This is a genomic window from Herminiimonas arsenitoxidans (assembly GCF_900130075.1).
Classification (GTDB): domain Bacteria; phylum Pseudomonadota; class Gammaproteobacteria; order Burkholderiales; family Burkholderiaceae_D; genus Oxalicibacterium; species Oxalicibacterium arsenitoxidans.
Genome location: NZ_LT671418.1, coordinates 2,529,780 through 2,554,092, shown reverse-complemented (window position 1 = coordinate 2,554,092; position 24,313 = coordinate 2,529,780). Strand labels below are relative to the sequence as shown.

General features: G+C 53.2%; 26 protein-coding genes. 8 read left to right on the top strand and 18 right to left on the bottom strand.

Translation table 11 applies throughout. The annotated features are described in order from the left end of the window. Nucleotides 1–93: 93 nt before the first annotated feature. From BQ6873_RS12035 to BQ6873_RS12025, 3 genes are all read right to left on the bottom strand, one after another. Nucleotides 94–2,148 (bottom strand): UvrD-helicase domain-containing protein, encoded by a 2,055-nt coding sequence (locus tag BQ6873_RS12035; RefSeq protein WP_076592862.1) that lies wholly within the window; start codon nucleotides 2,146–2,148, stop codon nucleotides 94–96. 86 nt (nucleotides 2,149–2,234) lie between these two features. After that, on the bottom strand, nucleotides 2,235–3,596 hold the full coding sequence (locus tag BQ6873_RS12030) for a TrkH family potassium uptake protein (RefSeq protein WP_076592861.1): 1,362 nt from the start codon (nucleotides 3,594–3,596) through the stop codon (nucleotides 2,235–2,237). Further along, nucleotides 3,593–4,243: a potassium channel family protein gene (locus BQ6873_RS12025; protein ID WP_076592860.1), complete on the bottom strand. Its 651-nt coding sequence runs from the start codon at nucleotides 4,241–4,243 to the stop codon at nucleotides 3,593–3,595. Before BQ6873_RS12025 ends, BQ6873_RS12030 begins: the two co-directional genes overlap by 4 nt. Nucleotides 4,244–4,452: 209 nt before the next feature. On the opposite strand from BQ6873_RS12025, the gene BQ6873_RS12020 reads away from it, so the two are divergent. Continuing rightward, nucleotides 4,453–4,926, top strand: coding sequence for an SRPBCC family protein (locus tag BQ6873_RS12020; protein ID WP_076592859.1), 474 nt, complete (start codon nucleotides 4,453–4,455; stop codon nucleotides 4,924–4,926). A gap of 85 nt (nucleotides 4,927–5,011) precedes the next feature. Here the strand turns inward: BQ6873_RS12020 and BQ6873_RS12015 are convergent, their stop codons facing one another. The 14 genes from BQ6873_RS12015 to BQ6873_RS11950 all read right to left on the bottom strand — a co-directional run bounded on the left by BQ6873_RS12015 (nucleotide 5,012) and on the right by BQ6873_RS11950 (nucleotide 16,364). Beyond that, nucleotides 5,012–5,365 (bottom strand): BON domain-containing protein, encoded by a 354-nt coding sequence (locus tag BQ6873_RS12015; RefSeq protein ID WP_076592858.1) that lies wholly within the window; start codon nucleotides 5,363–5,365, stop codon nucleotides 5,012–5,014. A gap of 273 nt (nucleotides 5,366–5,638) precedes the next feature. Continuing rightward, on the bottom strand, nucleotides 5,639–6,250 hold the full coding sequence (locus BQ6873_RS12010) for a MarC family protein (RefSeq protein ID WP_076592857.1): 612 nt from the start codon (nucleotides 6,248–6,250) through the stop codon (nucleotides 5,639–5,641). A gap of 36 nt (nucleotides 6,251–6,286) precedes the next feature. After that, on the bottom strand, nucleotides 6,287–7,219 hold the full coding sequence (gene thpD / locus BQ6873_RS12005) for an ectoine hydroxylase (protein ID WP_197685177.1): 933 nt from the start codon (nucleotides 7,217–7,219) through the stop codon (nucleotides 6,287–6,289). A gap of 7 nt (nucleotides 7,220–7,226) precedes the next feature. After that, entirely contained in the window at nucleotides 7,227–7,664 is a 438-nt protein-coding gene (locus BQ6873_RS12000) for an ectoine synthase (RefSeq protein ID WP_076592856.1), read from the bottom strand. Next, a complete protein-coding gene (ectB, locus tag BQ6873_RS11995; RefSeq protein WP_197685205.1) occupies nucleotides 7,661–8,962 on the bottom strand; it encodes a diaminobutyrate--2-oxoglutarate transaminase in 1,302 nt (433 codons plus the stop codon). Before ectB ends, BQ6873_RS12000 begins: the two co-directional genes overlap by 4 nt. Before the next feature lie 60 nt (nucleotides 8,963–9,022). Then, a complete protein-coding gene (ectA, locus tag BQ6873_RS11990; RefSeq protein WP_076592855.1) occupies nucleotides 9,023–9,541 on the bottom strand; it encodes a diaminobutyrate acetyltransferase in 519 nt (172 codons plus the stop codon). A gap of 121 nt (nucleotides 9,542–9,662) precedes the next feature. Continuing rightward, nucleotides 9,663–10,133, bottom strand: coding sequence for a MarR family winged helix-turn-helix transcriptional regulator (locus BQ6873_RS11985; RefSeq protein ID WP_076592854.1), 471 nt, complete (start codon nucleotides 10,131–10,133; stop codon nucleotides 9,663–9,665). 170 nt (nucleotides 10,134–10,303) lie between these two features. After that, on the bottom strand, nucleotides 10,304–10,774 hold the full coding sequence (locus tag BQ6873_RS11980) for a GNAT family N-acetyltransferase (RefSeq protein WP_076592853.1): 471 nt from the start codon (nucleotides 10,772–10,774) through the stop codon (nucleotides 10,304–10,306). Next, entirely contained in the window at nucleotides 10,774–11,181 is a 408-nt protein-coding gene (locus tag BQ6873_RS11975; protein ID WP_083664457.1) for a lysozyme inhibitor LprI family protein, read from the bottom strand. The genes BQ6873_RS11980 and BQ6873_RS11975 overlap by 1 nt, the downstream gene beginning before the upstream one ends. Then, a complete protein-coding gene (locus tag BQ6873_RS11970) occupies nucleotides 11,178–11,429 on the bottom strand; it encodes a DUF2164 domain-containing protein (protein ID WP_076592852.1) in 252 nt (83 codons plus the stop codon). Before BQ6873_RS11970 ends, BQ6873_RS11975 begins: the two co-directional genes overlap by 4 nt. Nucleotides 11,430–11,451: 22 nt before the next feature. Then, nucleotides 11,452–13,503 (bottom strand): primosomal protein N', encoded by a 2,052-nt coding sequence (locus tag BQ6873_RS11965; protein WP_076592851.1) that lies wholly within the window; start codon nucleotides 13,501–13,503, stop codon nucleotides 11,452–11,454. Nucleotides 13,504–13,956: 453 nt separating this feature from the next. Then, complete coding sequence (locus BQ6873_RS18275) at nucleotides 13,957–14,190, bottom strand: hypothetical protein (RefSeq protein WP_231949328.1); 234 nt, start codon at nucleotides 14,188–14,190, stop codon at nucleotides 13,957–13,959. Nucleotides 14,191–14,648: 458 nt separating this feature from the next. Next, the gene (gene hemE, locus BQ6873_RS11955; RefSeq protein WP_076592849.1) at nucleotides 14,649–15,737 is read right to left on the bottom strand and encodes a uroporphyrinogen decarboxylase; all 1,089 of its coding nucleotides are present in this window, start codon (nucleotides 15,735–15,737) and stop codon (nucleotides 14,649–14,651) included. Nucleotides 15,738–15,854: 117 nt separating this feature from the next. Beyond that, on the bottom strand, nucleotides 15,855–16,364 hold the full coding sequence (locus tag BQ6873_RS11950) for a hypothetical protein (protein WP_076592848.1): 510 nt from the start codon (nucleotides 16,362–16,364) through the stop codon (nucleotides 15,855–15,857). A gap of 132 nt (nucleotides 16,365–16,496) precedes the next feature. On the opposite strand from BQ6873_RS11950, the gene glpD reads away from it, so the two are divergent. Both glpD and BQ6873_RS11940 read left to right on the top strand, forming a co-directional pair. Then, complete coding sequence (gene glpD / locus BQ6873_RS11945; RefSeq protein ID WP_076592847.1) at nucleotides 16,497–18,038, top strand: glycerol-3-phosphate dehydrogenase; 1,542 nt, start codon at nucleotides 16,497–16,499, stop codon at nucleotides 18,036–18,038. 232 nt (nucleotides 18,039–18,270) lie between these two features. After that, entirely contained in the window at nucleotides 18,271–18,855 is a 585-nt protein-coding gene (locus BQ6873_RS11940) for an HD-GYP domain-containing protein (RefSeq protein WP_076592846.1), read from the top strand. A 122-nt stretch (nucleotides 18,856–18,977) separates the two neighbouring features. On the opposite strand, the gene BQ6873_RS11935 is transcribed toward BQ6873_RS11940, so the two are convergent. Beyond that, a complete protein-coding gene (locus BQ6873_RS11935) occupies nucleotides 18,978–19,430 on the bottom strand; it encodes an Hsp20 family protein (protein ID WP_076592845.1) in 453 nt (150 codons plus the stop codon). A gap of 315 nt (nucleotides 19,431–19,745) precedes the next feature. On the opposite strand from BQ6873_RS11935, the gene BQ6873_RS11930 reads away from it, so the two are divergent. The 5 genes from BQ6873_RS11930 to BQ6873_RS11910 all read left to right on the top strand — a co-directional run bounded on the left by BQ6873_RS11930 (nucleotide 19,746) and on the right by BQ6873_RS11910 (nucleotide 24,310). Then, nucleotides 19,746–20,396, top strand: a complete 651-nt coding sequence (locus tag BQ6873_RS11930; protein ID WP_076592844.1) for a PepSY-associated TM helix domain-containing protein — start codon at nucleotides 19,746–19,748, stop codon at nucleotides 20,394–20,396. Between the two features lie 29 nt (nucleotides 20,397–20,425). Next, the gene (locus tag BQ6873_RS11925) at nucleotides 20,426–20,938 is read left to right on the top strand and encodes a DUF2271 domain-containing protein (protein WP_076592843.1); all 513 of its coding nucleotides are present in this window, start codon (nucleotides 20,426–20,428) and stop codon (nucleotides 20,936–20,938) included. A gap of 17 nt (nucleotides 20,939–20,955) precedes the next feature. Then, nucleotides 20,956–21,819 (top strand): DUF4198 domain-containing protein, encoded by an 864-nt coding sequence (locus BQ6873_RS11920; RefSeq protein ID WP_076592842.1) that lies wholly within the window; start codon nucleotides 20,956–20,958, stop codon nucleotides 21,817–21,819. 86 nt (nucleotides 21,820–21,905) lie between these two features. Beyond that, nucleotides 21,906–22,943: an FAD:protein FMN transferase gene (locus tag BQ6873_RS11915; RefSeq protein ID WP_076592841.1), complete on the top strand. Its 1,038-nt coding sequence runs from the start codon at nucleotides 21,906–21,908 to the stop codon at nucleotides 22,941–22,943. Then, complete coding sequence (locus tag BQ6873_RS11910; RefSeq protein WP_076592840.1) at nucleotides 22,940–24,310, top strand: sulfite reductase subunit alpha; 1,371 nt, start codon at nucleotides 22,940–22,942, stop codon at nucleotides 24,308–24,310. Before BQ6873_RS11915 ends, BQ6873_RS11910 begins: the two co-directional genes overlap by 4 nt. Nucleotides 24,311–24,313: the final 3 nt, after the last annotated feature.

The window sequence follows — 24,313 nt, the reverse complement described above, 5'->3', positions numbered from 1 at the left end:
GCGCAACAATCAAGAAGTCTGCGGCTGTGCATGATCCATGCCATCGAATACTGTGTGCCGCTGCAGACCATTGTTCGTCAGCAGCGACATCACTTATGCCACTTTTGGTTTCTGTAGCAAGGCCTTCAGATTGGCCAAGCGACTTTGCGGTGTAATGACTTCATCTTCAGTCGGTACGGCGTCGCCTTCATCCAGTTTCATTTCCTTGATGAAGCGCGAGATATCGCAATGCACATGTTCACGCGCACGTTTGCGCTTCTTGCACCAGCTCACGTGCAATGAGCGCTGCGCACGCGTAATGCCGACGTACATCAGACGACGCTCTTCTTCTATACGCGCACCCAGCGTTTCGATAGGCGCATCAGGATCGCCCTTATGCGGCAAGATGCCCTCTTCCACACCGACCAAAAATACATGCGGGAACTCCAAACCTTTGGATGCGTGCAGAGTAGACATCCGCACTGCATCCGGTTCTTCATCCTTGCCTTCGAGCATGGACATCAGCGCTACCATTTGCGTCAGATCGAGCAAACTTCTTTCAGGATCGTTGCCGTCCTTGCCGCCGCTGCCTTTTTCTTTCAGCCAGGTTGTGAAGTCGATGACGTTCTGCCACTTTGACTGCGCTTGTCTGTCGTCGAAGTTATCGTACAGATAGCCTTCGTAATTGATCTCTTTCATCATGTCGTCGAGCAGCGTGCTGGCTTCAGTCTCGCGATGCGCATGCCGTTCAAGATTGTTGATGAAGGTGCAGAACTCACGCAAAGGCGTCAGTTGTCTATCGGCCAGCTTCGATTCCAGCCCGCCTTTGAACACCGCTTCGAATAGCGAACATTGCCATTGACCGGCGAATGCGCCCAGCGTTTCCAACGTCGATTGACCAACACCGCGCTTGGGCGTCGTGACTGCGCGGATGAAGGCAGGATCGTCGTCTTCATTGGCAATTAATCGCAAGTAGCTGATGATGTCCTTGATCTCGGCACGGTCGAAGAAACTCTGACCACCAGAAATCGTGTACGGAATGCGTTCCTTGCGCAGTGCTTGCTCAATCACGCGCGATTGATGATTACCGCGATACAAAATCGCGTAATCGGAAAACTTGGCGCGACGTTCGAAGCGATGCGCCGACAGCATGATCGCGATCTGTTCCGCTTCCTGGTCGTCATCCTGCATGCCCATGACTTTGATCGGGTCACCCAGACCGTGATCGGACCACAAAGTTTTTTCAAACAGCTTGGGATTGTTGGCGATGACCGAGTTGGCGGCTTGCAGTATGCGTGTGCTGGAGCGGTAATTCTGTTCGAGTTTGATGACCCGCAGATCGGGGAAATCGACTTCCAGCTGCTTCAGATTTTCAATTGTTGCGCCACGCCATGCGTAGATCGCCTGATCATCGTCGCCCACTGCGGTGAACATAGGCTTCTTGCCGACGCCGGTGACCAGCATTTTGACCAGTTCGTACTGGCAGGTATTCGTATCCTGATACTCATCGACCAGCAGATAACGCAAACGTCGCTGCCATTTGTCGCGCACCGCTTCATTGGTGCGGAACAGTTCGACCGGCAAGCGGATCAGATCGTCGAAGTCGACTGCCTGATACGCGGACAAAGTCGCGACGTAACTGCGATAGATGCGCGCGGCTTGTGCCTCGTCTTCATCTTTCGCTTGATTCAAGGCGGTGTCGGGATCAATCAGGCCGTTTTTCCACAGTGACATCGCGGTCTGTATGCGGCGTATCAACTGCTTGTCGGTGGTGACCGCCAGATCCTGCACCAGTGAAAAGCAATCGTCGCTGTCCATGATGGAGAAGCGATCTTTCAGACCGAGTTCTTTCGCTTCCTGCCGCAGTATCTTGACGCCCAGCGAATGGAAAGTACTGACGGTCAACTGCTTGGCCTTCTTCGGCTCTTTCAGCAATTTGGCGATACGTTCCTGCATCTCCAGCGCGGCTTTATTGGTAAAAGTCAGCGCGGCAATATTCTTGGCTTCGTAACCGTGTTCCTCGATCAGGCTCGCGATCTTGGTCGTGATCACGCGCGTCTTGCCCGAACCGGCACCGGCCAGCACCAGACATGGACCGTCCATGTAATGGATAGCTTCGCGCTGAGGCGCGTTCAAACCGTGCGTGGAAGAATTCGGGGAAGAGGACATCAGAAAACCGGAAAAGAAAGCCAGCCATTGTATCAGCGTGCGACCGGCCTCAGCCTCTATTGCAGCAAGCGTGCAATATCAACAACTTAACCGATATTCACGCGCCCGGACGGATATGCCACATCCGCACCACGCGGGTTAGCCAGCGTGAATGCCAGAGTTAGCGGCCCAACGCGGCCTATCAACATCAACACCATCACTATCCATTGCCCGCCCACGGATAAAGTCGGCGTGATGCCACGCGACAAACCGGTAGTCGATGCCGCAGAAACCACCTCAAAGGCAAGATCGAGAAAACTGCCATGCTCCGTCAACATCAGCAGGAAGGTTCCCGTCATCACAAAGAACAAGGCAATGATGGTAATCGCCAATGCACGCAGGGTCATGCTCGCGTCTATACTGCGCCCGAACAGAACCGGATTGTGTTGCTGGCGCAAAAATGCGCGCGTCGCCACCAGCAGAATAATGAATGTGGTCAGTTTGATACCGCCGCCGGTAGAACCACTGCCCGCACCGATGAACATCAAGGTCATGACGAAGAAAGCGGTCGCTGGCGTCAGCATCGACGTATCCATCGTGGTGAAACCCGACGAGCGCGGCGCTACCGCCTGAAACCAGCTCGCCCACAACTTCGTCCCTATGCCGTGCAAACCACCCAAGGTATCCGGATTGCCGTACTCCAGCGCAAACAGCACCAGCATCGCCAGCAAATTGATCGTCACCGTACCAATCAACATCAACTTGGTATGCAAGGCAAATTCGCGGAAGCGCCGTTTGGCACGCAAATCCGCAATCACGGCAAAGCCGATACCGCCGGAAATAAACAGGAAAGAGATAACTATATTGATCAGCGGATTGCCAACATAAGCCGCGAGACTATGTTGATCCAGCCCGAAGCCGGCATTATTGAAAGCCGATACCGAATGGAAGAAGCTGTAGAACAAACCCTGCGACCAACCCATCTGCGGCACCCACTGTATCGCCAGCAAGAGCGTACCGAGCAATTCCATCACCACGATAAAGCCGAACAACACGCGCAACAAACCCTGCATATCGATGCGGCCGCTTTGATTGAATGAATCCTGCAAGGCGGCGCGATCACGCAAGGTCAAACGACCGCTGGTCAAATGGATGATCAGCACGCCAAACGTCAGCAAGCCTATCCCACCCAGTTGTATCAAGCCGAGCAAGACCCATAAACCGAACTGCGTGAAGTGACTACCGACATCGACCACCGACAAACCGGTAATCGTCGAGGCTGACACCGCCGTGAACAAAGCCTGCATCCACGAAGTCGGCGCATTGCTCGCCATCGGCAATTTCAACAAAATCGCACCCACCAGCGACAAGCCGATGAAGGACAGGATCAAAGCCTGAGGCGGCGTCAGGTGGAGAAATTTTCTTTTGACCTGCCGATAGAAAAACGGCGGGCGGAAGCCGCGTCTCATAGATAAGGGGAAATATTGCGCAAGTTATCCAGCGTACCAACCATCACCAGTTGGTCACCCAGACGGAAAACGTAGTCAGCCGCAACCGGCGCCAGCACTTCACGCTGATGCTTGACCAGCAGCAATTGCACACCGCGCTGGCCCAAAGTCAGTGTAGCCACGGTTTTATCGGCCAGCTTGTCGGAAGCACGCACTTCCACCGTAAACAAATCGTGACCCAGACTGATGTAATCCAGCACTTCCGGATACATCATGGAGTGCGCCAGGCGCAAACCCATTTCATGCTCAGGATGCACAATGTGATCGGCACCCAGTTTGTGCAGGATGCGATGGTGATTATGGTTAAGTGCCTTGGCCCAGACGACCGGTTTAGGCATATTCTTGACGGTGAGCGTCACCAGGATGTTCGCTTCCAGATCTTCGCCGATGGCGACCACCACTGCATCGCTGTCGTGCACACCCAGATCTCGCAGCGTATCTTCATTGCGCGCATCGGCCACCACTGCCTGCGTGATATCGTCGGCAATCGCGTTCACATGTTCCGGATCGAGATCGATGCCCAGTACATCATTGCCCAAGCGAGCCAGTTCGCGAGCGACGGTGGAGCCGAACGCCCCTAATCCGATAACAGTAAATGTACGTTTCATGGTGGAAGCTCAGCGAGAAGATAATGGGCATTAGAACATAAGTAAAAGCCGCCGGGCGCACTGTAAACTCTACAAATATCCTTATCGCATGCACATCCGCACCACATCAAGGTTTGGCTCCAGCGCGCAGCACAGTACAATACCCACAGAGTCAATGAAGTGCAGCGCGCATCATTGTGATATCCACTCCTTCATTCAAATACGTCGCCATGCAATTTCAGCATCTGATCGAAATCAACGACCCGCTCAATCCCTTGATCGATACGCTCACGCGCGATCAATTGTGGCGCGGTCTGGTTCTGCGTGCAGAATCACCGAAACTGTTCATCCCATGGCTGGATGAATGCAAATTGCTGTCGCGCAACGAAGACGTCATTGCGCGCACACTGCGCTATGGCGAGTTGCTGGTACATGATCGCGTCAATTTGACGCCGCAGCAGACCGTGCATTACGACGTGCCGGCACAAACAGATATTCCCGCATCCAGCCTGCTCATCACGATAGAAGAGCCTAGTCCCGGTGCCTTATTCGTCCGCTTTTCATACGACACCGGTACTACCGATGACGATATGGATGCCTTCTACAATGAATTCCGCCGTTCTGCCTATCAGGAAGCCGATATCGACACGATACGCATCATTCGCCAATTGGCGGAAGAAGGACGTTTGGGATTGCCGCTCTGATTGTCTATGTAGGCCTTGTACCTCAAGGCACGCCACAATAAAAAACGCCGGGCATGCCCGGCGTTTTCATTTTCATGCGTGAGAATCAATCAGGTACTTTGATTCCGTTTTTGACGGATTTCACGCCAGTGGTTTTTTTCGCTGTTTCGCCGGCAAGATATTGCTGCCATTCGTTCTTGACCGTGCCGGACAAGGCAACTGCACCGTCCGTGGTCGCAGCAACTGCAATCTTGGTGCCTTTCAGTTCAGCTTCCTTGGCCAACGATGCTTCTACCGCTTTTTGCAGTGCCGGGCTAGCTGCCGCCGCCGGTGCAGCAACTGCTGCTGGCGCTGGAGCCGGCGCTGCTGCTGGTGCTGCGGTTTGTGTATCGGTAGATGCACAGCCAACCAAAGCGGCAGAAAGGGCTGCCAAAACCAAAGCGCGTTGAATGTTTTTCATAATGTCTCCTCCATTTATATTGGTTTTTACCAGTTTTTTTAGTGCGACTATATGTTGGAAAGCTAAAGCTGCTTCCGGAAATTAGTATAGGCACAGCCCTTGCGAAAAAGGGGCGGCGTTCTGGATTTTTTTTGAGCGGAATTGATCTTGGACAGCTTCCGGCAAGGCTTTATGTCGCTTGCCGGCAACAACACCTCCCAGACTTGTAAAGATCACGTTGCGACTATGCAGAAAGGTGAATTCGATCTGATATGGCACCGCCAAAGCCCATCATCAATCGATCAAACCCGAGCTCTGCAAACCCGTCACGATCATGTCCACGGCTATCGTGCCTATCAACAGCGCCGACATACGACCGACCAGATCGATGTAGCGATCGGTGATGGCGGCATGTCGCTCCTTCAATCTGTCGTGCGCAATCTTCATCACAACCAGCAGCGTCACCGTCAACGCCAGCGTCCCGACGATGACAACTGCAGCAGCCGGCAGCGACATGCGCGTGCCGATCACGACCGCAGCGCTGACTGTGCCGGGACCGATCATGATAGGCATGGCGATACTGCCTGCCATCGCGGTCGGGTTATCGCGCAGACTCTCGATCGCATGCGCGCCGGAGAACACATAGCGCAGACCGATCATCAAAAAAATAATGCCGCCGAATATCTGGAAGGATGCAAAGCGCACTTGCAGATAATCGCGAAAAAATGCCTCGCCACCCCATGCGAACAACACGAAAACGCAGGCACTGATCAAGCTGCCGCGTATCAGCACGCGCGCAAAGGTGGGCGTCGGCAATCCCCGTATCAGATCGAGCAGATAAATGCTCATCAGAAAGGGATTGAACAAGGCGAAGAAGAGCGCGAAAGAACGCAGGTAAGTTTCCATTTATTCCTTTAGCGCGTCGCCGTCAACGACAGCAGTTCAGTCAATAGCAAGCGCTTGCGGCGTCAGCTCGGCGATACCTTCACGCGCAGCGACAAACTCCGGCCGTGGTTCCAATCCGCCTTTGGGCGCATCCAGTTGATTGGCGATGCTGTTATAGACGAAGAACACATTGCTGCGCGGGTAAGGCGTGATGTTGCCGTTGGAGCCGTGCATCGTATTGCAATCGAAGAAAACGACGGAACCAGCCTTGCCTGCGCATGACTTGATGCCGCCCATGTCGGCCAGATAGCGCAACAGGATTTGATCGGGCACACCGACTTCCTGCTTCTTCAATGACTTCTTGTAGTTCTCATCCGGCGTCTCGCCCATGCAGGAGACGTAGTGATGATGCGAACCGGGAATCAGCATCAGCGGACCGTTCGATTCACTGTTATCGGTCAACAGTATCGAACAGCTCAATGCACGCATCGTCGGCATGCCGTCTTCGCTATGCCAGGTCTCGAAATCAGAATGCCAGTAAAACTCTTTGCCGGTAAAGCCGGGTTTGTAATTGATGCGCGATTGATGGATATACACTTCGCTGCCGAGTATCTCGCGCGCGACATTCAGCACACGCGGATCGCGTACGAGATTGGCGAAGATTTCATTCAAGCGATGCACATTGAAAATTGAGCGCACTTCACCACTGCCAGCGCCGTTACCAAGTTCTGCAATCACTTCCTTGCGACCGGTGTTGGTGAAATCTTCGCGCATGGCTTGCATCGCATCGAACAGATAAGCGACTTCTTCTGCGTTGAATAATTCCGGCATCAGCAGAAAGCCGTTTTCCTGATACGACGCGCGTTGCGCTTCATCCAGTTGCGGCTTGTGCGTGCTGTCGTGTTCATACACGACCGGGTCCTGGCGCGCCAGGATGCCGGCATTATTTTGCGTACGTGTTGGGTAGGCGTCTTGCGAAAGCATGATCATCTTCTCCTCAACTTTCTGCCGTGGCCTTTTCGACCTCGACCTTGGCAATAGTGGTGGCAGTTTCTGGTACCAATTGATAGACGCCGTTTTCATCGTGCATCTCGTTGCCTGCCAGCGGTGGATTGAAGGTACAGACCAGATGCAAATCGGTTTCTGCACGCAACCAGTGTTCATCGTGTTTGTTCAACGCATACAAGGTGCCGGGTTCTATACGGAAGGTTTCGCCGGAAGGAATCAGTTCGACCGAACCGGTACCCTCAACGCAGTACACACCTTCCAGATGATTCTGATACCAGATGTGCGTCTGCGTACCGGCGTAGATCACCGTGTGATGCATGGAAAATCCCATACCGTCTTCACGCAACAGCAAGCGTCGGCTGGCCCAGGTTTCTGCCTTCACATCGCGGCTGGTATCGAGTATGTCCTTCAGTCTGCGTACGATCATGCTGTCACCTCTTTATCTGATTCAACCTGGTCCTTGATTTTTTCACTGACGGCTTCAGCCACGGCGTGCTCCAAAATATCGAGGCCGGCGAGCATGGTTTCCTGTTCTATCGTCAGTGGCATCAACAGCTTGACGACTTCATCCTCACCGCCTGATGTTTCGATAATCAAACCGTTTTGGAAAGCGATCGCTGTAATGCGATCAGCCACCGCAGGATCGGCGCAAGCAATGCCTTGCATCATGCCGCGACCGCGACGCGTCAACTCTGCCTCTGGATAACTGACGACCAGCTTGTTGAGGAAGGCTTCTATCGCTTGCGATTTTTTTTGGATCTCGGTCTGGAATTTGTTATCGCTCCAGTAATGCTGCAACGCGGCTGTCGCCGTCACAAAGGCGAGATTGTTGCCGCGGAAAGTACCGTTATGCTGACCCGGCTTCCACACATCGAACTCGGGCTTCATCAACAGCAAGGCCATAGGCAAACCAAAACCGGACAGCGACTTGGACAACGTAATGATGTCGGGCTTGATACCTGCCGGTTCGAAACTGAAAAAGGTACCGGTACGACCGCAACCAGCTTGTATGTCATCGACGATCAGCAGGATCTTGTGACGCTGGCATAGCTGCTCCAGCTTCTTCAACCAGTTCAAGCCAGCGACATTCAAACCGCCCTCACCCTGCACGCACTCGGCAATGATGGCGGCTGGAAGATCAACGCCGCTGCTAGGATCGGTAATCAATTTATCCAGCATCGCAATGGTGTCGATGTTCATGCCGAAGTAACCGGAGTAAGGCGCACGATGCACATCGTTCAGCGACACACCGGCAGCATCGCGGAACTTGCGATTACCAGTCAGCGCCAGCGAACCGAGCGAGACGCCATGAAAACCATTGGTGAATGAAATCACCATCTGACGACCCGTTACATTACGTGCGAGCTTGACCGCCGCTTCCACCGCATTGGTGCCGGTCGGGCCGGTGAACTGCATCTTGTATTGCATCTTGCGCGGCTTGAGGACGTGGCTCTCGAAGGTTTGCAGAAACGTTTTTTTCGCACTGGTGGCCATATCTAGGCCATGCACGATGCCGTCTTCCGACAGGTAGTCGATAACAGCCTGCTTCATCAGCGGATTGTTGTGACCGTAGTTGAGCGTACCGGCGCCAGCCAGAAAATCGATGTAGGTGTTGCCACCTTCATCGGTCAGCTTGGCGTTCTGCGCAGTGGCAAATATGGTTGGGAATGAGCGGATGTAGCCGCGAACTTCTGATTCAAGTCGATTGAATATACGCATCATGATTCTCCTGATGGTGAGTGAATGAAATGGCCGAGTGCAACGCAATCACGCTGCGCACTATCACTAGCCAAGTTGGTAGAGCCATTCTTCTTCGTGCTTGCCGTCGCCAAAATCGCTGGCGGCGAAATACGGTTGTGCCGTAATGCCGATGTTGAAACGCTTGGCATAGCTGTCGAATAATTTTTGCGAGCCGATGTTGCTCGGACTGATGGTGGTTTCTATCTTGTGAAACCGATGGGTGACGGCACAGCGTGCAGTCAATTGATCCAGCATGCGTGAAGCGAGGCGCTGGCCTTGTGCATGGGGTGCAACGGCAACTTGCCAGATGAAGAGCGTGCTTACTTCCTCTGGCTCTATCGCCGGTCGTATATAGGCGGTAACCGCACCGACCAGTTCGCCGCCTGCTTCTGCCACGATGCAGGTAGCACCGTGATGCTCGCACAGCAGCAAATAAGCGTAGCGAGAGTTGAGATCCAGCGGCGGACAACGTGCGATCAAATCATGCAGATCAGCACCGTCGCGACGCTTGGGTGGACGCAGCACGATGTGATCGATGACTGCACCTATTACTCGTGTGTTCATGCTTTCTCCTTTTTCGAGAAAAGCGATCCCCGCAGTCATTAAAGACCACAGTTACACTCGTCAGTTAAAGGGAAATCAGGTTTGCGCGCGGAGCTTGCTACTACTTATCGCAAGCGTCCTGCTACACAGGTTCGGCAGGTATTTTGGCTTCCAGCAATGAGGCAAATTGTTCCAACGTGACGATCAAGGCTTGACGGTCGGTTTCTGGCAGCGCACCTAACAGGCTGTCGAAACCATTCGGTAATGCCGATGGTGCATTGGCAAGAACCGCTTGGCCCGCCTCCGTCACTGCGACAAATACATTACGACGATCACGCGTATCGCGCTCTCGTTGTACCAATCCTTTTTCTTCCAGCCGATCAACGATGCCAACCACGGTACTGGGACTGAGTTGTATGGCACGCCCGATGGATCTGAGCGTACTCGGCCCTAGTTCTGCAATTGCAAGAAGTGCCACAAGTTGTGGCGATGTGATGTTATGAGTGACTGCCAAGCGCTTCGAATGGTGCTCCACGCACTGTGCAATACGACGTACGCTTTGCAAAATACGGATCGAATCATTTACGGTAACAAGTTTGTCGATGTCATTCATGACCGCGAGTTTAGCGACACTTTTTCATTCTGTCGCGCCGCATCACGATAACGTCACATTTTCCTGTTTTTGATATCCCGGTTGCTTGATTAACAAGCGGCCATCTTACCCGTCAGATCGATTGATGTCAAATCATTCGTATACGAACCATGTTTACAGGTATCAATATTTCAGCGCAGCATCTCTATGTGCGGGATGCCGTCTTCCATATACATCTCTGATACTGCCTGGAAGCCGAAGCCGGCATAGAAGCGTTGCAAATGCTCTTGCGCCGAGATGCGGATAGCACTGCCGGGGAAGTGCTGCTCGACGCGACGCATGCCTTCGGTCAGCAATTGTTTGCCCAAACCAAAGCCGCGTGCAGGTTGCGTAGTCAGCACGCGACCAAGCGCCGCTTCAGGATATTTGTCGCCGGGTGCGAAGCAACGCAGATAGGCAAATAGCTGCGTATCGTCTGCCGCGTTCCAGCCCAGCAAATGAAATGCGCGCTGATCGTCGCCGTCGATATCGGCGTACAGACATTGCTGTTCCAGCACGAAGACATCTTGCCGCGCGCGCAATGCGGCGTACAAGGCTGTGCCGTTCAGTTCATCGAAAGTGGCCCATTGCCAGCGGATAGTGGGTGTCGTTGTCTTGCGCATTATTTGTCGCAACCTTGCATGCCGCAGGCCTGCAATTTCAAATCTTCGGTGCGATGTTGCGTGTGACGTTCCAGACAGGAGTAATGCAGCAGCGGCCAGATAGAACCGCCTGCTTCACGCGGGCCGGTATTTGCGAGGCAATCCTTGTCGCGGAAAGTGATCCACGCACGTTGCGCATCGCGCAAGCGCTGCTTGGCGGCGGCATCTTGCTGCGCCTGCATGGTGAGTTTGTATTGCTGATTGAGCGCTTGATCGGCGATGCCGTAACGATGGCTGGCACACATATTCATCGTGAGTTGGTTCTTGTCGCAATCTTTCAGCGCTTCTTGCATGACCGTTGGGTCTTGCGCGATGGCTGCTGCGCTGACTACTAACAAAACACTCGCGAGAATATGGGCGCTTTTCATTTTTTGTTCCAGTAACTGAATTCAGCTTCGTAACAAGTGACGTCCAGCTCGGCGACTTTATCCTGCATCGCGGACTGTGCATCGGCAATCGCCTGATTGTAAATGCTGGGCCCCAACTCCCGCACGCAAAAATCGAGCAGCAACTTGGCTTTGAGGTCACCTATGTCTTCATCCATATTGGTACTGAAGTAACGCTGGATGGAACCGATCAGGCGTTCTTCGGTTTCTGGATTAAGTTTGATGGTCATGATGATGGACTGATTAATTAATTTAGATATCGACCGGATCGACTTCCAGCGACCAACGCACACGCGTCTTCATCTCGCGTATAGCGGCAATCCAGACTTTCAGGAAAGCTTGCAGCGCCGGACGCGACGTACATTCCACCAGCAATTGTGCCCTGTCGACATTGGCGACGCGCGTCATCGTCATCGGGATAGGATCATTCATCGTGATGCCGGGATAATCGACGCAGGCAATTGCCGCACGCAGGAAGTCCAGCGCGATCTTGATTTCCTTCGCTTCCGCGCGCAACAGCGCCTGATAAATGAAAGGCGGAAAACTCGCCTGCTGCCGCTCTTCCAGCAACTCGCTGGCGAAGGTGTCGTAATCGTGGGTACGTACTGCGGCAAATAAAGGATGCTGCGGATAACGCGTTTGTATCAACACTTCACTCGCGCTGCCGCCCTCCTTCTGCGCGACGCGACCAGCGCGACCGGCGACTTGCATCAATTGCGCGAACAGTCTTTCGCTGGCGCGGTAATCATGCGAGAACAAGGCAGTGTCAGGATTCAGCACACCAACCAAAGTCAGATTCTGGAAGTCATGCCCTTTCGCCACCATTTGCGTGCCGATCAGGATATCGACCTCGCCGCGATGTACGGTATCGAAAGCTTCTTGCGCACTCCCCTTGCGCCGCGTCGAATCGGCATCGATGCGCATGATGCGCGCTTCGGGAAAAATCAGTTGCAGACTTTCTTCCACGCGTTGCGTGCCGCGACCCAGCGGTTGAATATCGACGTTGCCGCAGTCCGGACAGGAGCGCGGTATGCGTTGCTCGTAGCCGCAATGATGACAACGCAAACGCTTATCGAGTTTGTGCAACACGAGGAAGGCACTGCAACGCGTGCAGTTGCTGATCCAGCCGCAGGAATCACAAGCAATCACTGGCGCATAACCGCGACGATTCAGGAAAAGCAGCGATTGTTCGCCACGCTCCATACGCAACTTCAAGGCCGTGATCAGCGTCTCGCTGATACCTTCCGTCATTTTTTCACGCGGTGCCTTGCGCTCCAGATCGATCAGGCCGACCTTGGGCAAGACCGCATCCTTGACGGCGCGCTCACGCAATTCGAGTTTGCGATAACGACCGGATTGCGCGTGGTGCCAGGTTTCCAGCGAAGGCGTGGCGGAACCGAGCACGATAGGAATACTTAATTGATGCGCACGCCACACCGCCAGATCGCGCGCCGAATAACGCAAACCCTCTTGCTGCTTGTATGAAGGATCGTGTTCTTCATCGACGATGATCAATTTCAGATGCGGCAACGAAGACAGTATCGCGAGGCGCGTACCCAGCACTATGCGCGCATGACCCAGATGTGCTGCCATCCAATGCATGACGCGCTCGCCTTCGGCCAAACCGCTATGCAGCGTCGCAATCGCTACGCCGGGGAAACGTGCGCGCACGTTCGCTTCCAGTTGCGGCGTCAGATTAATCTCCGGCACCAGGATCAGGATTTGCGCTGGATTGTGCTCATCTATGCTGTGCGCGAGGATTTGCGCGGCCGCTTGCAAATAGACTTCCGTCTTGCCGCTACCGGTCACGCCATATAACAAGGTCGGTGCAAAACCAGTTGCGCCGGCAATCGCATCGGCGGCCTCTTGCTGCGCCGGATTCAATTGCGGCATGGCTATCGGCGTGGCGTCATGCACGGCATCGGCCTTGCCCAGCTTCTTGATCGCTTTATCCAGCGAAGTGGTTTTCAGCGCACGCAGATTCTTGGGCAAACCCGGAATTGCCACTTCGCCCAAAGGACGTTGGTAATAATCGGCGGCAAAGGCGCACAGCGCGATCCACTCAGCCGACAGCGGCGGCAATTGCGTGCGCACGGCGATCGCCTGCTTGAGCTTGTCGAGCGGGACGTCGGTGCTCTCATGCACGGAGATGATCAAGCCCACCACTTCGCGCCGGCCGAAAGGCACCAGCGCCAGTTGACCGGCTAGCGGACGCGCACTATCCGCATCTGCGGCGACCCAAATATAGTCGAAGCAGAAATCGAGCGGCGTGTCGAGGGCGACTTTGAGGATGCAAGGTTCCACAGAGTTAATGTAAGACCTGAGGAAATGACGTAACTACCCGTTTCATAAGCGCTTTTTTATCTATCCACAGCCTCTGTGGATAACTTTGTGGATAAGAGCCTCTTGACAGCCGGAGAGGCCAGTATTGATGCGGCTTCCAATAGATTGCCTAAAACCAATGCAGAAATTAATCTGTTTTAAATCAATCACTTATAAATAGATGATTTTTATTATTAATAAAAATATTAAATAAATGATGTTGCTGCGCACAAGCTTATTTTTGTGCATAAGTTTGCTCTGACTATCGCAAACATGCTTTTTATTCCATATTTTTATCGATGCACCGCACACATTCAATTGGCTAATCAACATCGCAAAAAGAGGCATTTCAAATGCCAGATTTTGTTGCATCTGCACAAAGACTTCAGGTGGAGCATAAGGAAATTCGCTAACTTGCGGTTTCCTAAACGCTTTTTAAAAGTATCCACAAGCCTGTGGATAACTTTGTGGACAATTACCCGTCTTTTCCCATCCATCTGGACAAGCTGCCTGAAGCATCATTTTGTCGGCCATAACAGCTGAAAATAAACTGTTTAAAATCAATAAGATAAAAGCAGCTTGCCTCACACCGCCAAATCTTAAACAACAAGCATTCTCCTTACTCTCACGCACCATTTTGTGAATAAGCTTGGAAATTTTATGCTGCAAAGAAATTGTGAAGCAGATTCTGATGCTGATTTTGCACTTCTTCAATGCAAGAATTTCTTGTCAACAAGTAAACCGTTTGCATCAACACCGCGCTTCAAACCTCATGTGAAATATCAACAAGTGCGCTAACTCCACGTTTCTTAAGCTCTTTTTAAGCTATCCACAAAACCTGTGGATAACTTTGTGGATAAACCCCATAGATGGCGGGAAATGCCATGTCCCATGCGGGTTTCAATAAAATGCCAAAACAAGAAGCAAATTATTTAACCAATAAAATCAAAGACTTATAAATCACGTTTTGTAAAGAATTGTGAACCATGGCGGAAACCGACAACTTGGCTATCAACTGCACATTCTGTGCATAAGATAAATCGGTACGCGCCAAAACTGAGCATTTTTAACGCGGAATTAAGCTCCGTACGCTTCATTTTGTGCGCAAGCCACACGCACAAGCGGTTTTAGCCTTGTGCGTGCAGCGGGCGGCTGAATTCATGCACCGCATCGACCAGCACTGAAACTGATTCCGGCGGCGTGAACTGCGAGATGCCGTGACCCAGATTGAAAACGTGACCGGAGCCGGCGCTGTGTTTGCCAAAGGATTCCAGCACTTTGGCAACTTCGGCACGGATTTGATCCGGCTGCGCGAACAGGATGGTTGGGTCCAGATTGCCTTGCAAGGCGACGCGGTCACCAACCTTGGCGCGCGCGGCGCCCAGATTCACGGTCCAGTCGAGGCCGACGGCATCGGCACCGACGCCAGCGATTTCCTTCAGCCACAAGCCGCCGCCTTTGGTAAAGACGATGCTAGGAATACGCACGCCGTCTTTTTCCGTCTTCACATGCTTCATGACTTCACGCATGTAATGCAAGGAGAACTGTTGGTAAGCGCCATCGGCCAGCGCGCCGCCCCAGGTATCGAACATCATGACAGCTTGGGCGCCAGCATCGATTTGCGCGTTCAGATAAGCCGCGACGGTGATCGCATTGGTTTGCAGAATGTGGTGCATCAGATCCGGGCGGTTGTAGAGCATCGCCTTGACCGTGCGAAAATCATCCGAGCCGCCGCCTTCGACCATATAGCAAGCCAGCGTCCACGGGCTGCCGGTAAAGCCGATCAGCGGTACGCGTCCTTTGAGTTCGGTGCGGATTTGCGTAACGGCATCAAATACGTATTGCAGCGAGCCCAGCTCTGGCACTTTCAAGGCTTGCACAGCTTTTTCATCACGCAGCGGACGTTCGAACTTTGGCCCTTCGCCTTCGATGAAGTACAAACCCAAACCCATAGCATCCGGCACCGTCAGGATGTCGGAGAACAGAATCGCCGCATCCAGATCGTAGCGATCCAGCGGTTGCAACGTCACTTCTGTCGCGTAATCAGGATTCTTCGCCAAACCCAGGAAGGAACCGGCGCGCGCGCGGGTGGCGCGATATTCAGGCAGATAACGGCCGGCCTGGCGCATCAGCCACAGCGGCGTGTATTCAACTGGCTGGCGCAGCAATGCGCGGAGAAAGGTGTCGTTCTGGAGCGGGGCAAATTGTGTAGGCATCAGACGGAGTATCTCGATTGAATTCACTGCATTAAATGAGCCGCTATTATCCCCTAAAGAGGACGCAATCGGACCGTCGATGCCACTCTGTCATTAAATCGCGGAGCGATATGACGATTATTCGCGATGCCCGATGTTGAATAATTTGTCCGAGCGCTCTTCCTCGGCGATGACGCGGATGTAGTTGGCGAAGTCTTCATCTTCGCCGCGCAGCAATTGCGGCAACAGATAATAGAAGTCTTCGCGGCGGCACCATTCGCGCATGTAATCATCCCAGGAATGCCAGCGCCGCAAGGCTACGCCACGCATATCCGACTCATAGGACACGATGTAAGCTCGCTCGAACAAGGCGATCAGCATTTCAAAAATGATCAAGGCGCGCTCACGCTGTTCATCGCTTAGATCGTTACGCGCCTTGGTGCTGCGTAGTTGCAAGTCAGGATTATCCAGCACGATTTTGAGGAAATCGTTATAAGCGTTTTGCAATAATTGGTATGCCTCTTCATCCTCCGCATCGCGCTCCTTGCGTTGCTCGTACAGAAAAAGAAAAATCGCAAACGGTAGTGCCAGCGTCGTCACGATGAAGCTGGCCATTTCCCAGAATCCGGGATCGAGAAGAAAGCTCATGATTGCGCAGTAAGGATGAAGACGATTCAGTGTACCGCGTGCACAGGGTAAATATCCGTCGCTCAGACAAACATGTGCCACATGCAAATTCCGCGCTTACAATAGTTGCACTGCACATCAGGCGGAGCATCGATGCAACAGCAACTTCATTGCGACATCCTCATCGTAGGCGGCGGCATCAACGGTGCCGGCATTGCGCGTGACGCCGCAGGCCGCGGCCTCTCTGTCGTGCTGTGCGAAAAAGACGACCTCGCCTCGCACACCTCATCAGCCTCCACCAAACTGATACACGGTGGCCTGCGCTATCTGGAATATTACGAATTCAGTCTGGTGCGCAAAGCGCTGATAGAACGCGAAATCCTGATGCGCTCCGCTCCGCACATCATTCACCCGCTGCGCTTTGTCATGCCGCACGACCAAGGCCAGCGTCCAGCGTGGATGATACGCGCCGGCTTGTTCCTCTACGACCATCTCGCCAAACGCGAACTGCTGCCCGGCTCACACGGCATCGATCTGCGGCAACACTCAGCAGGTGTCCCATTAAAAGAGTCGTTCAGCAAAGGCTTTGTTTATTCCGACGGCTGGGTCAACGATGCACGTCTGGTTGTACTGAACGCTATCGCCGCTGCGGAAAACGGCGCAACCATACTCACGCGCACTGAATGCGTAGCGGTAAAGCGCAACGCGACAGACTGGAGCGCCACACTGCACAGTGCCAAGGATGGAGAGATACAAGTACAAGCCAAATTGCTAATCAACGCCGCCGGCCCTTGGGCTGCCAACTTTTTGCATGACACCGTGCATGGTCGCGCTGGCAAAAAGTTGCGCCTGATCAAAGGCAGCCACATCGTCGTCAAAAAATTATTCGATCATCCCTACGCCTACATCTTCCAGCATCCCGATGGCCGCATCGTCTTCGCGATCCCGTACGAACAAGACTTTACGTTGATAGGCACCACCGATATCGACTATCACGGCGATGCTGACAAGGTTGTCATCGATGCGGAAGAAATCGACTACTTGTGTGAGCTGACAAACCGCTACTTCGCCCAACTAATTACTCCTGCCGATGTAGTGTGGTCCTACTCCGGCGTACGCCCACTGGTCGAAGATGAAAAAGACGACGACAATGAAAGAGCCTCCGCCGTCACTCGCGATTACAAACTCGCCTTCGATACCGACGCCGCACCGCTACTCACCATCTTCGGCGGCAAGATCACTACCTTCCGCAAACTGGCCGAAGAAGCCGTCGATCTGATCGCACCCACCTTGAGTAATCAGCATGGCGCATGGACCGCCGATGCCTGCTTACCAGGTGGCGATATCTACGGCAGCAAGCCGAATAACCGCGCAGTGATGGAGTTCGATGATTACGTGCGCGAATTGCAGCAAGAATATGTCTGGCTAGCGCCTGCCCTGATAGAACGCTATGCGCGTGCGTATGGAACGCGCATCAAGTTATTGCTGGCAGATCGAACTAGCATTGCGGATATGGGTGAGGAAGTTGCGCCGGGATTGTTTGCGGCAGAAGTTGAATATCTGACGAAATATGAATGGGCTAGCTGCAACGAAGACATTTTGTGGCGCAGGTCCAAGCTGGGATTGCACTTCGCAAAAAGCAGCGACGCCGGCAGAGCATTGCATCTCTGGCTACGCGACTTGGAACCGCAATAGTTCACAAGAATTGCTACGCCCTGCTTAATTCTTCTGCAACATTGATAACAATTTTTGTGAGTTCTACCGACTCTCTGCAAGCTTGGACATATTGTCCCAGTTTGGACACGTTGCTGTTGAGGAAGTTAAAATCCCGATCTGCCGATTTTCCACAAGATGATCGCGCTGTTCGTACACCATGCAAAAAAGGCATGCGTGTGTCTCATCAATACCGTCACAAAGAGAAACAACCATGAGCACTACTTCCCCTGAACTGCAGTTAGAGAAGATTTCAAAGTTCATAGGAGGAATCATGCGGGGGCGCGATCCGGATTTGGCGGATCATCTGCAGCGCTTGCATACCAAGGCCGGTTTATTTGGCCGCTATCTTGGCTTTTCCGAAGAAGATGCGCAAATGCTTGCGATAGGCGCAGGCATACATGACATCGGCAAGCTGTGTATCAACGAGCAGATTCTGAACAAGCCTACCCGCCTGACTGCGACAGAATTTTTCCTCATCCAACAACATCCTGCAGCTGGCCATCAATTACTGGCACCGCTGGAGCTGGATGCGCGCATTACTGACTGCGTGCTTTATCACCACGAGAATTACGATGGCAGCGGCTATCCGCACGGCTTGAAGGGCGAAGCCATTCCATTGTTTGCACGTATAGTGAGAATATGGGATTCCTACGATGCGATCACGATGAATCGGCCTTATCACAAAGGGCAATCCAAGGATGATGCCTTAGCGATATTGCAACGCGATCAAGCGCGTTACGATCCGGTCTTGCTGAAAGCCTTCATCAAGATGATGAGTGAAACGCAAACGGCTTGAACTAGCTGCACGTTTAACGCACAGCCTTATTCGACGCAGACCTTTACGCATCTAGCTATATACAAAAACAAAACGCGGACAGAAATTCTGCCCGCGTTATTTGCTTGATGAAAACTAACTAATTAAGCAGCTTTCAAGCTCTGCACATTATCTGCCACCGCATCAATCACTATCTTGCGTGGCTTCAATGCTTCCGGAATTTCACGCGCCAGTTCGATATTCAGCAGACCGTTATCGAGTTTGGCACCAACGACGTGTACGTGATTGGCCAACTGGAAGCTGTGTTCAAAATTGCGTGAAGCGATGCCGCGGTGCAGGAAGTTGCGCGTGCCTTCTTCGCCTGCCTTGCGGCCGGTGATCTTGAGCGTATCGCGTTCGGTTTCAATTTCAATTTCCGAACGGTCGAATCCTGCAACGGCCATCGTGATGCGGTATTTGTTTTCGCCTACCAGCTCGATGTTGTATGGCGGATAACTAGGTTGCGATTCGCTGCGCTGTGCGTCATCGAATAGTTGTGCCAGACGATCAAAGCCAATGGCGGAACGATACAGTGGGGAAAAGTCATAAGTGCGCATGGTTATATCCTTTTAAAGTTAAGCGATAAGGTTCGCGGACCTCCATTGAGCATCCGCTGAGACGGATATAAGCACGCGCAAACAACTTTCAAGATCTTGAAAAATCGCCTCTTCGCCCTTATGCAGAGCACTTTTTTCTATTTATTTTTGCGTTTCTGCATCTGACGCGCTCCATCAGCCGCCCTTCCACGCTGCTTCAAACTTCTTTACACAAAAAATCTTGCAATTAAGTATCGTATCGACGAGAATCCAAATGAGAATAATTGCTATTTACATGCAGTAGCATCACCGAAATGATATGAAAACGATTACCTAATGGAAGCACGCGCGAATAACCCTCAACGTGCTTACTGGTTAAAAACCCTGCATCAATGGCATTGGATCAGCTCGGCGTTATGCCTGCTGGGCATGCTGCTGTTCAGCGTGACCGGCATTACGCTTAATCACTCGTCGCAAATCGAAGCAAAACCGCAAGTTTCCACGCAAGAAGTGCAGCTGCCCGCCGCACTGCAAACCCAGCTGGCAAAGTTGAACTCCACCGAATCCAGCAGCAACTCCGGCAAGGAAAACGCTGCCTTGCCTGTTGAGTTACAACGCTGGATGAAGGACACCTTGTCGGTGGATGTCAGCGAGCGTGAAGCGGAATGGTCACCGGAAGAAATCTATATCGCCTTGCCGCGTCCGGGTGGCGACGCCTGGGTGCGCATCGATCGCGCCAGCGGTGCGGTGGAATTTGAATCGACCAATCGCGGCTGGATTTCTTACTTGAACGATTTGCACAAAGGTCGCAACACAGGCACGGCGTGGAGCTGGTTCATCGATATTTTTGCCGCGGCGTGTTTGATTTTTTCCATCACTGGTTTGTTCATCTTAAAGATGCACGCGACCAATCGTCCCAGTACCTGGCCTATCGTCGGCTTGGGCGTGTTGATTCCGTTCTTGCTGGCTATTTTGTTTATTCATTAATTTCTATTCATCGATTACTACGAGGTTCTATGCGAATTTCTTATTCCTTTATGTTGGGCGCTGCGCTCACAACGCCAGCCTTCGCTGCTGACATGAATGTCAAAGTCGAGATCCCGCGCTTGACCGTGGCCGAATATCATAAGCCTTACGTCGCGTTCTGGATTGAAGGTGCGGACCAAACTTTCGTACGCAATCTGGCGGTCTGGTACGACTTGAAGATGAAGAATAACGAAGGCACCAAGTGGCTCAAGGACATGCGCCAATGGTGGCGTAAAAGCGGTCGCGATTTGCAAATGCCGGTCGATGGCTTGAGTGGCGCCACCCGCGCACCGGGCGAACAGCAACTCACGTTCAACAGTACCAAATCCGGCCTCGATAAATTACCGGCTGGCGAATATACATTGGTGGTGGAAGCCGCGCGTGAAGTCGGCGGTCGCGAATTGCTTCGCCTACCTTTCCAATGGCCTATCAAGACAGCACAAACCGCACAAGTTAAAGGCGAGCATGAGCTCGGCACCGTTTCCCTCGAATTAAAACCATAACGATCAAGGACACTTCCATGAAAAAAACTTCCCTGTGGCGCGCAGCAGCGCTGGCTGTTTCTCTCTCCGTCGCCCTGCCTATGGCTGCACATGCGCATCGCGCCTGGATGCTGCCATCCGCCACTGTGTTGTCCGGCAATGAACCTTGGGTCACGGTTGACGCAGCGGTATCCAACGATCTGTTTTACTTCGAACACAATCCATTGCGTCTGGATACTCTGGCCGTGATCGCACCGGACGGCAGCGCCGCACCGGTAGAGAATAAAAGTACAGGTAAATACCGCAGCACCTTCGACGTGAAGCTGTCGCAAAAAGGTACGTACAAATTGACGATGGTGAACGACGGCTTGAACGCAAGCTACAAAGTCGGCACAGAAAACAAACGCTGGCGCGGTACGGCGGAAACCTTCGCCAAGGAAGTACCAGCCGATGCAACCGATGTGAACGTGAGCCGCATGCAAAGCCGCATGGAAGTATTCGTCAGCTCCGGCAAACCGACTGACGCTGTATTGAAGCCAACCGGTGTTGGCCTGGAATTGGTGCCGATCACACATCCTAACGATTTGTTCTCCGGTGAAACCAGCAATTTCCGTTTCCTGCTTGATGGCAAACCGGCCGCTGATATTGAAGTCACTGTGATTCCAGGTGGCATCCGCTATCGCGATCAACTGGGCGAGATCAAGGTCAAGACCGATAAAGACGGCAAGTTCAGCGTCAAGTGGCCAACTGCAGGCATGTACTGGATGAGTGCCAGCAACGGTGGCCCGCAAATGGGTCCTCAAACTGCTGGTGCAAACGCTGCTCCACGCGTAGTTGGTACGCTGGCTAAACCTATCCGTCGCGCCAGCTACACCGCGACGCTGGAAGTGCTGCAACCGTAAGCACGCACACTCAGCTGCGCCCGTTGTCCTTTCCCGGCAACGGGCGTTTTTCATTCTGATGCCATGGCTGCAAGATTGCCAACATTATGCGACGCACACTAGTCCCACTCATAGACACTCCACCTGAATCGCCAGCCTTGGGCGGCGTCGTGCACACCTTGCACGGCCAAACGATGGGGACGAGTTGGTCAGTGAAACTGATCGCGGAAGTCACACGGCACTTGCCACCTTTGCGTCAGGCGATACAAGATCAACTAGATACCGTCGTCGCGCAAATGAGCACTTGGGACGCGACATCGAATTTGAGCCAGTTCAACAATGCACCGGCAGGTTCATGGCACACCTTGCCGGATGAATTTTTCACGGTACTGGAATACGCATTGCGCGTCGCACGCGATAGCAATGGTGCTTACGATCCAACGGCTGGTGCATTGGTCAATGCCTGGGGCTTTGGCCCCAGCAAACGTTATAACGAAGCTGACTTCATCACACCGACACAAACTGAGCTGGACACAGCACGCGCGCAATGCGGCTGGCAACGCATACAAATCGACACAGCAACACAAAGCGTGCAGCAGCCAGGCAACGTCTATATCGATCTGTCCGCGATTGCCAAAGGCTACGGTGTCGATCAGGTTGCACGCGAATTGCAGCAACGCGGCATAGACAGTTTTTTAGTGGAAGTCGGCGGTGAACTACGCGGCGAAGGCGTCAAGCCGGATGGCCAACCGTGGTGGGTTGCGCTCGAACATCCACTACCGGACGCATTGGCATCCGCTGCATCCAATACTGTCATTGGCATGGAAACCATCGCAGCGCTGTACGACTGGTCGGCCGCAACGTCTGGCGATTACCGTCGCTATTTTGAAAACGATGCGACACGTTTCTCACACACGATAGATCCGCGCAGCGGCGAACCGATACGTCACGGCCTTGCGTCCGTCACCGTACTGCATCGCGATTGCATGGCAGCAGATGCATGGTCAACTGCGCTCGGCGTGATGGGTGCAGAACAAGGCTTGGCTTACGCAAACGAACATGAACTGGCCGCATTGTTTATCAATCGCAGCAAAGATGGTTTTGAAGAACATCTGAGTTCATCACTATTGGACTTGCTGCAATGAACTGGAGCGTATCAACCCGCGTGATCGTAGCGACACTACTCGTAGTCGCCTATCTCGCTTTATGTCTGGTCATCTATTACGCGCAGCGACGCAAGCAGCAACAAGCCTTGCGCGATGCAGCCGCGCTCAGACCTGCAGCTGATGGCACACAGCCGTGGCTCATCGCTTACGCAAGTCAGACCGGCTCCGCCGAACAACTCGCATGGCAAACCGCGCGCATGCTGCACACCGCCGGTGTACCGACACGCGTGGCGACTTTGTCCGAAATCAGTCTGGATGATTTGATGCAAGCGGAACGCGCGCTCTTCGTCGTCAGCACTTATGGCGAAGGCGATCCACCGGACAATGCATCGCTGTTCGCCACCAAGCTAATGAATGCCAAGCAAGCCTTGCCACATTTGCACTTCGGCGTACTGATGCTGGGTGATAGCCACTACACACACTTCTGCGGCTTCGGCCACACGTTGACGCGATGGCTGCGCAAATGCGGCGCCCTAGCCTTATTTGAAAGCGTGGAAGCAGACAATGGCGATAATAAGGCGCTGCACACCTGGCAGCATCATCTAAGTCATATCGCCGGCACCAACGATGCGCCCGATTGGCAAGCCCCGTCTTATCAGCCATGGCGACTCGCCGCGCGCCATCATCTCAATCCCGAGAGCGCGGGTGGTGCCACCTTCCATCTTGAACTGGAAGCACTGAGCGAACATGCGACGTGGGAAGCGGGTGATCTGGTGCAAGTGCTGGCACCAGCCGATCAAGAACGTCCACGCGAATATTCAGTTGCATCGATACCAACCGATGGTCGTGTGCATTTATTAGTTCGTCAGGAGCGACGCGAAGACGGCACGCTCGGCATCGCATCGGGCTGGTTAACTGAGCAAGCGGCTGTAGGTCAAATAATCGATCTGCGTCTGCGTGCACACAGCAACTTCCGCCTCGGTGACAATCAACACCGTCCATTGATCCTGATCGGCAACGGCACCGGCCTCGCCGGTTTGCGCAGCCATTTGAAAGCACGCGCAGCCAACGGCGCGCAACGCAACTGGCTGGTATTTGGCGAACGCAATGCGGCTAACGATTTCTACTATCGCAATGAGATCGAAGCGTGGCAAACCCAGGGCGTATTGGAACGTGCCGACATCGTGTTCTCGCGCGATCAGGCTGAACGTATTTATGTACAAGACAAGCTACGCGAGCAGGCAGAGAACGTGCGCGCATGGCTGACAGCCGATGCTGCGATTTATGTGTGCGGCAGTTTGGACGGAATGGCTGGCGGTGTGGAAGCTGCACTGACCGACATCGTCGGCGCAGAAGGTGTAGAGCAGTTAATTCAGCAAGGTCGTTATCGACGCGATGTGTATTAAGCG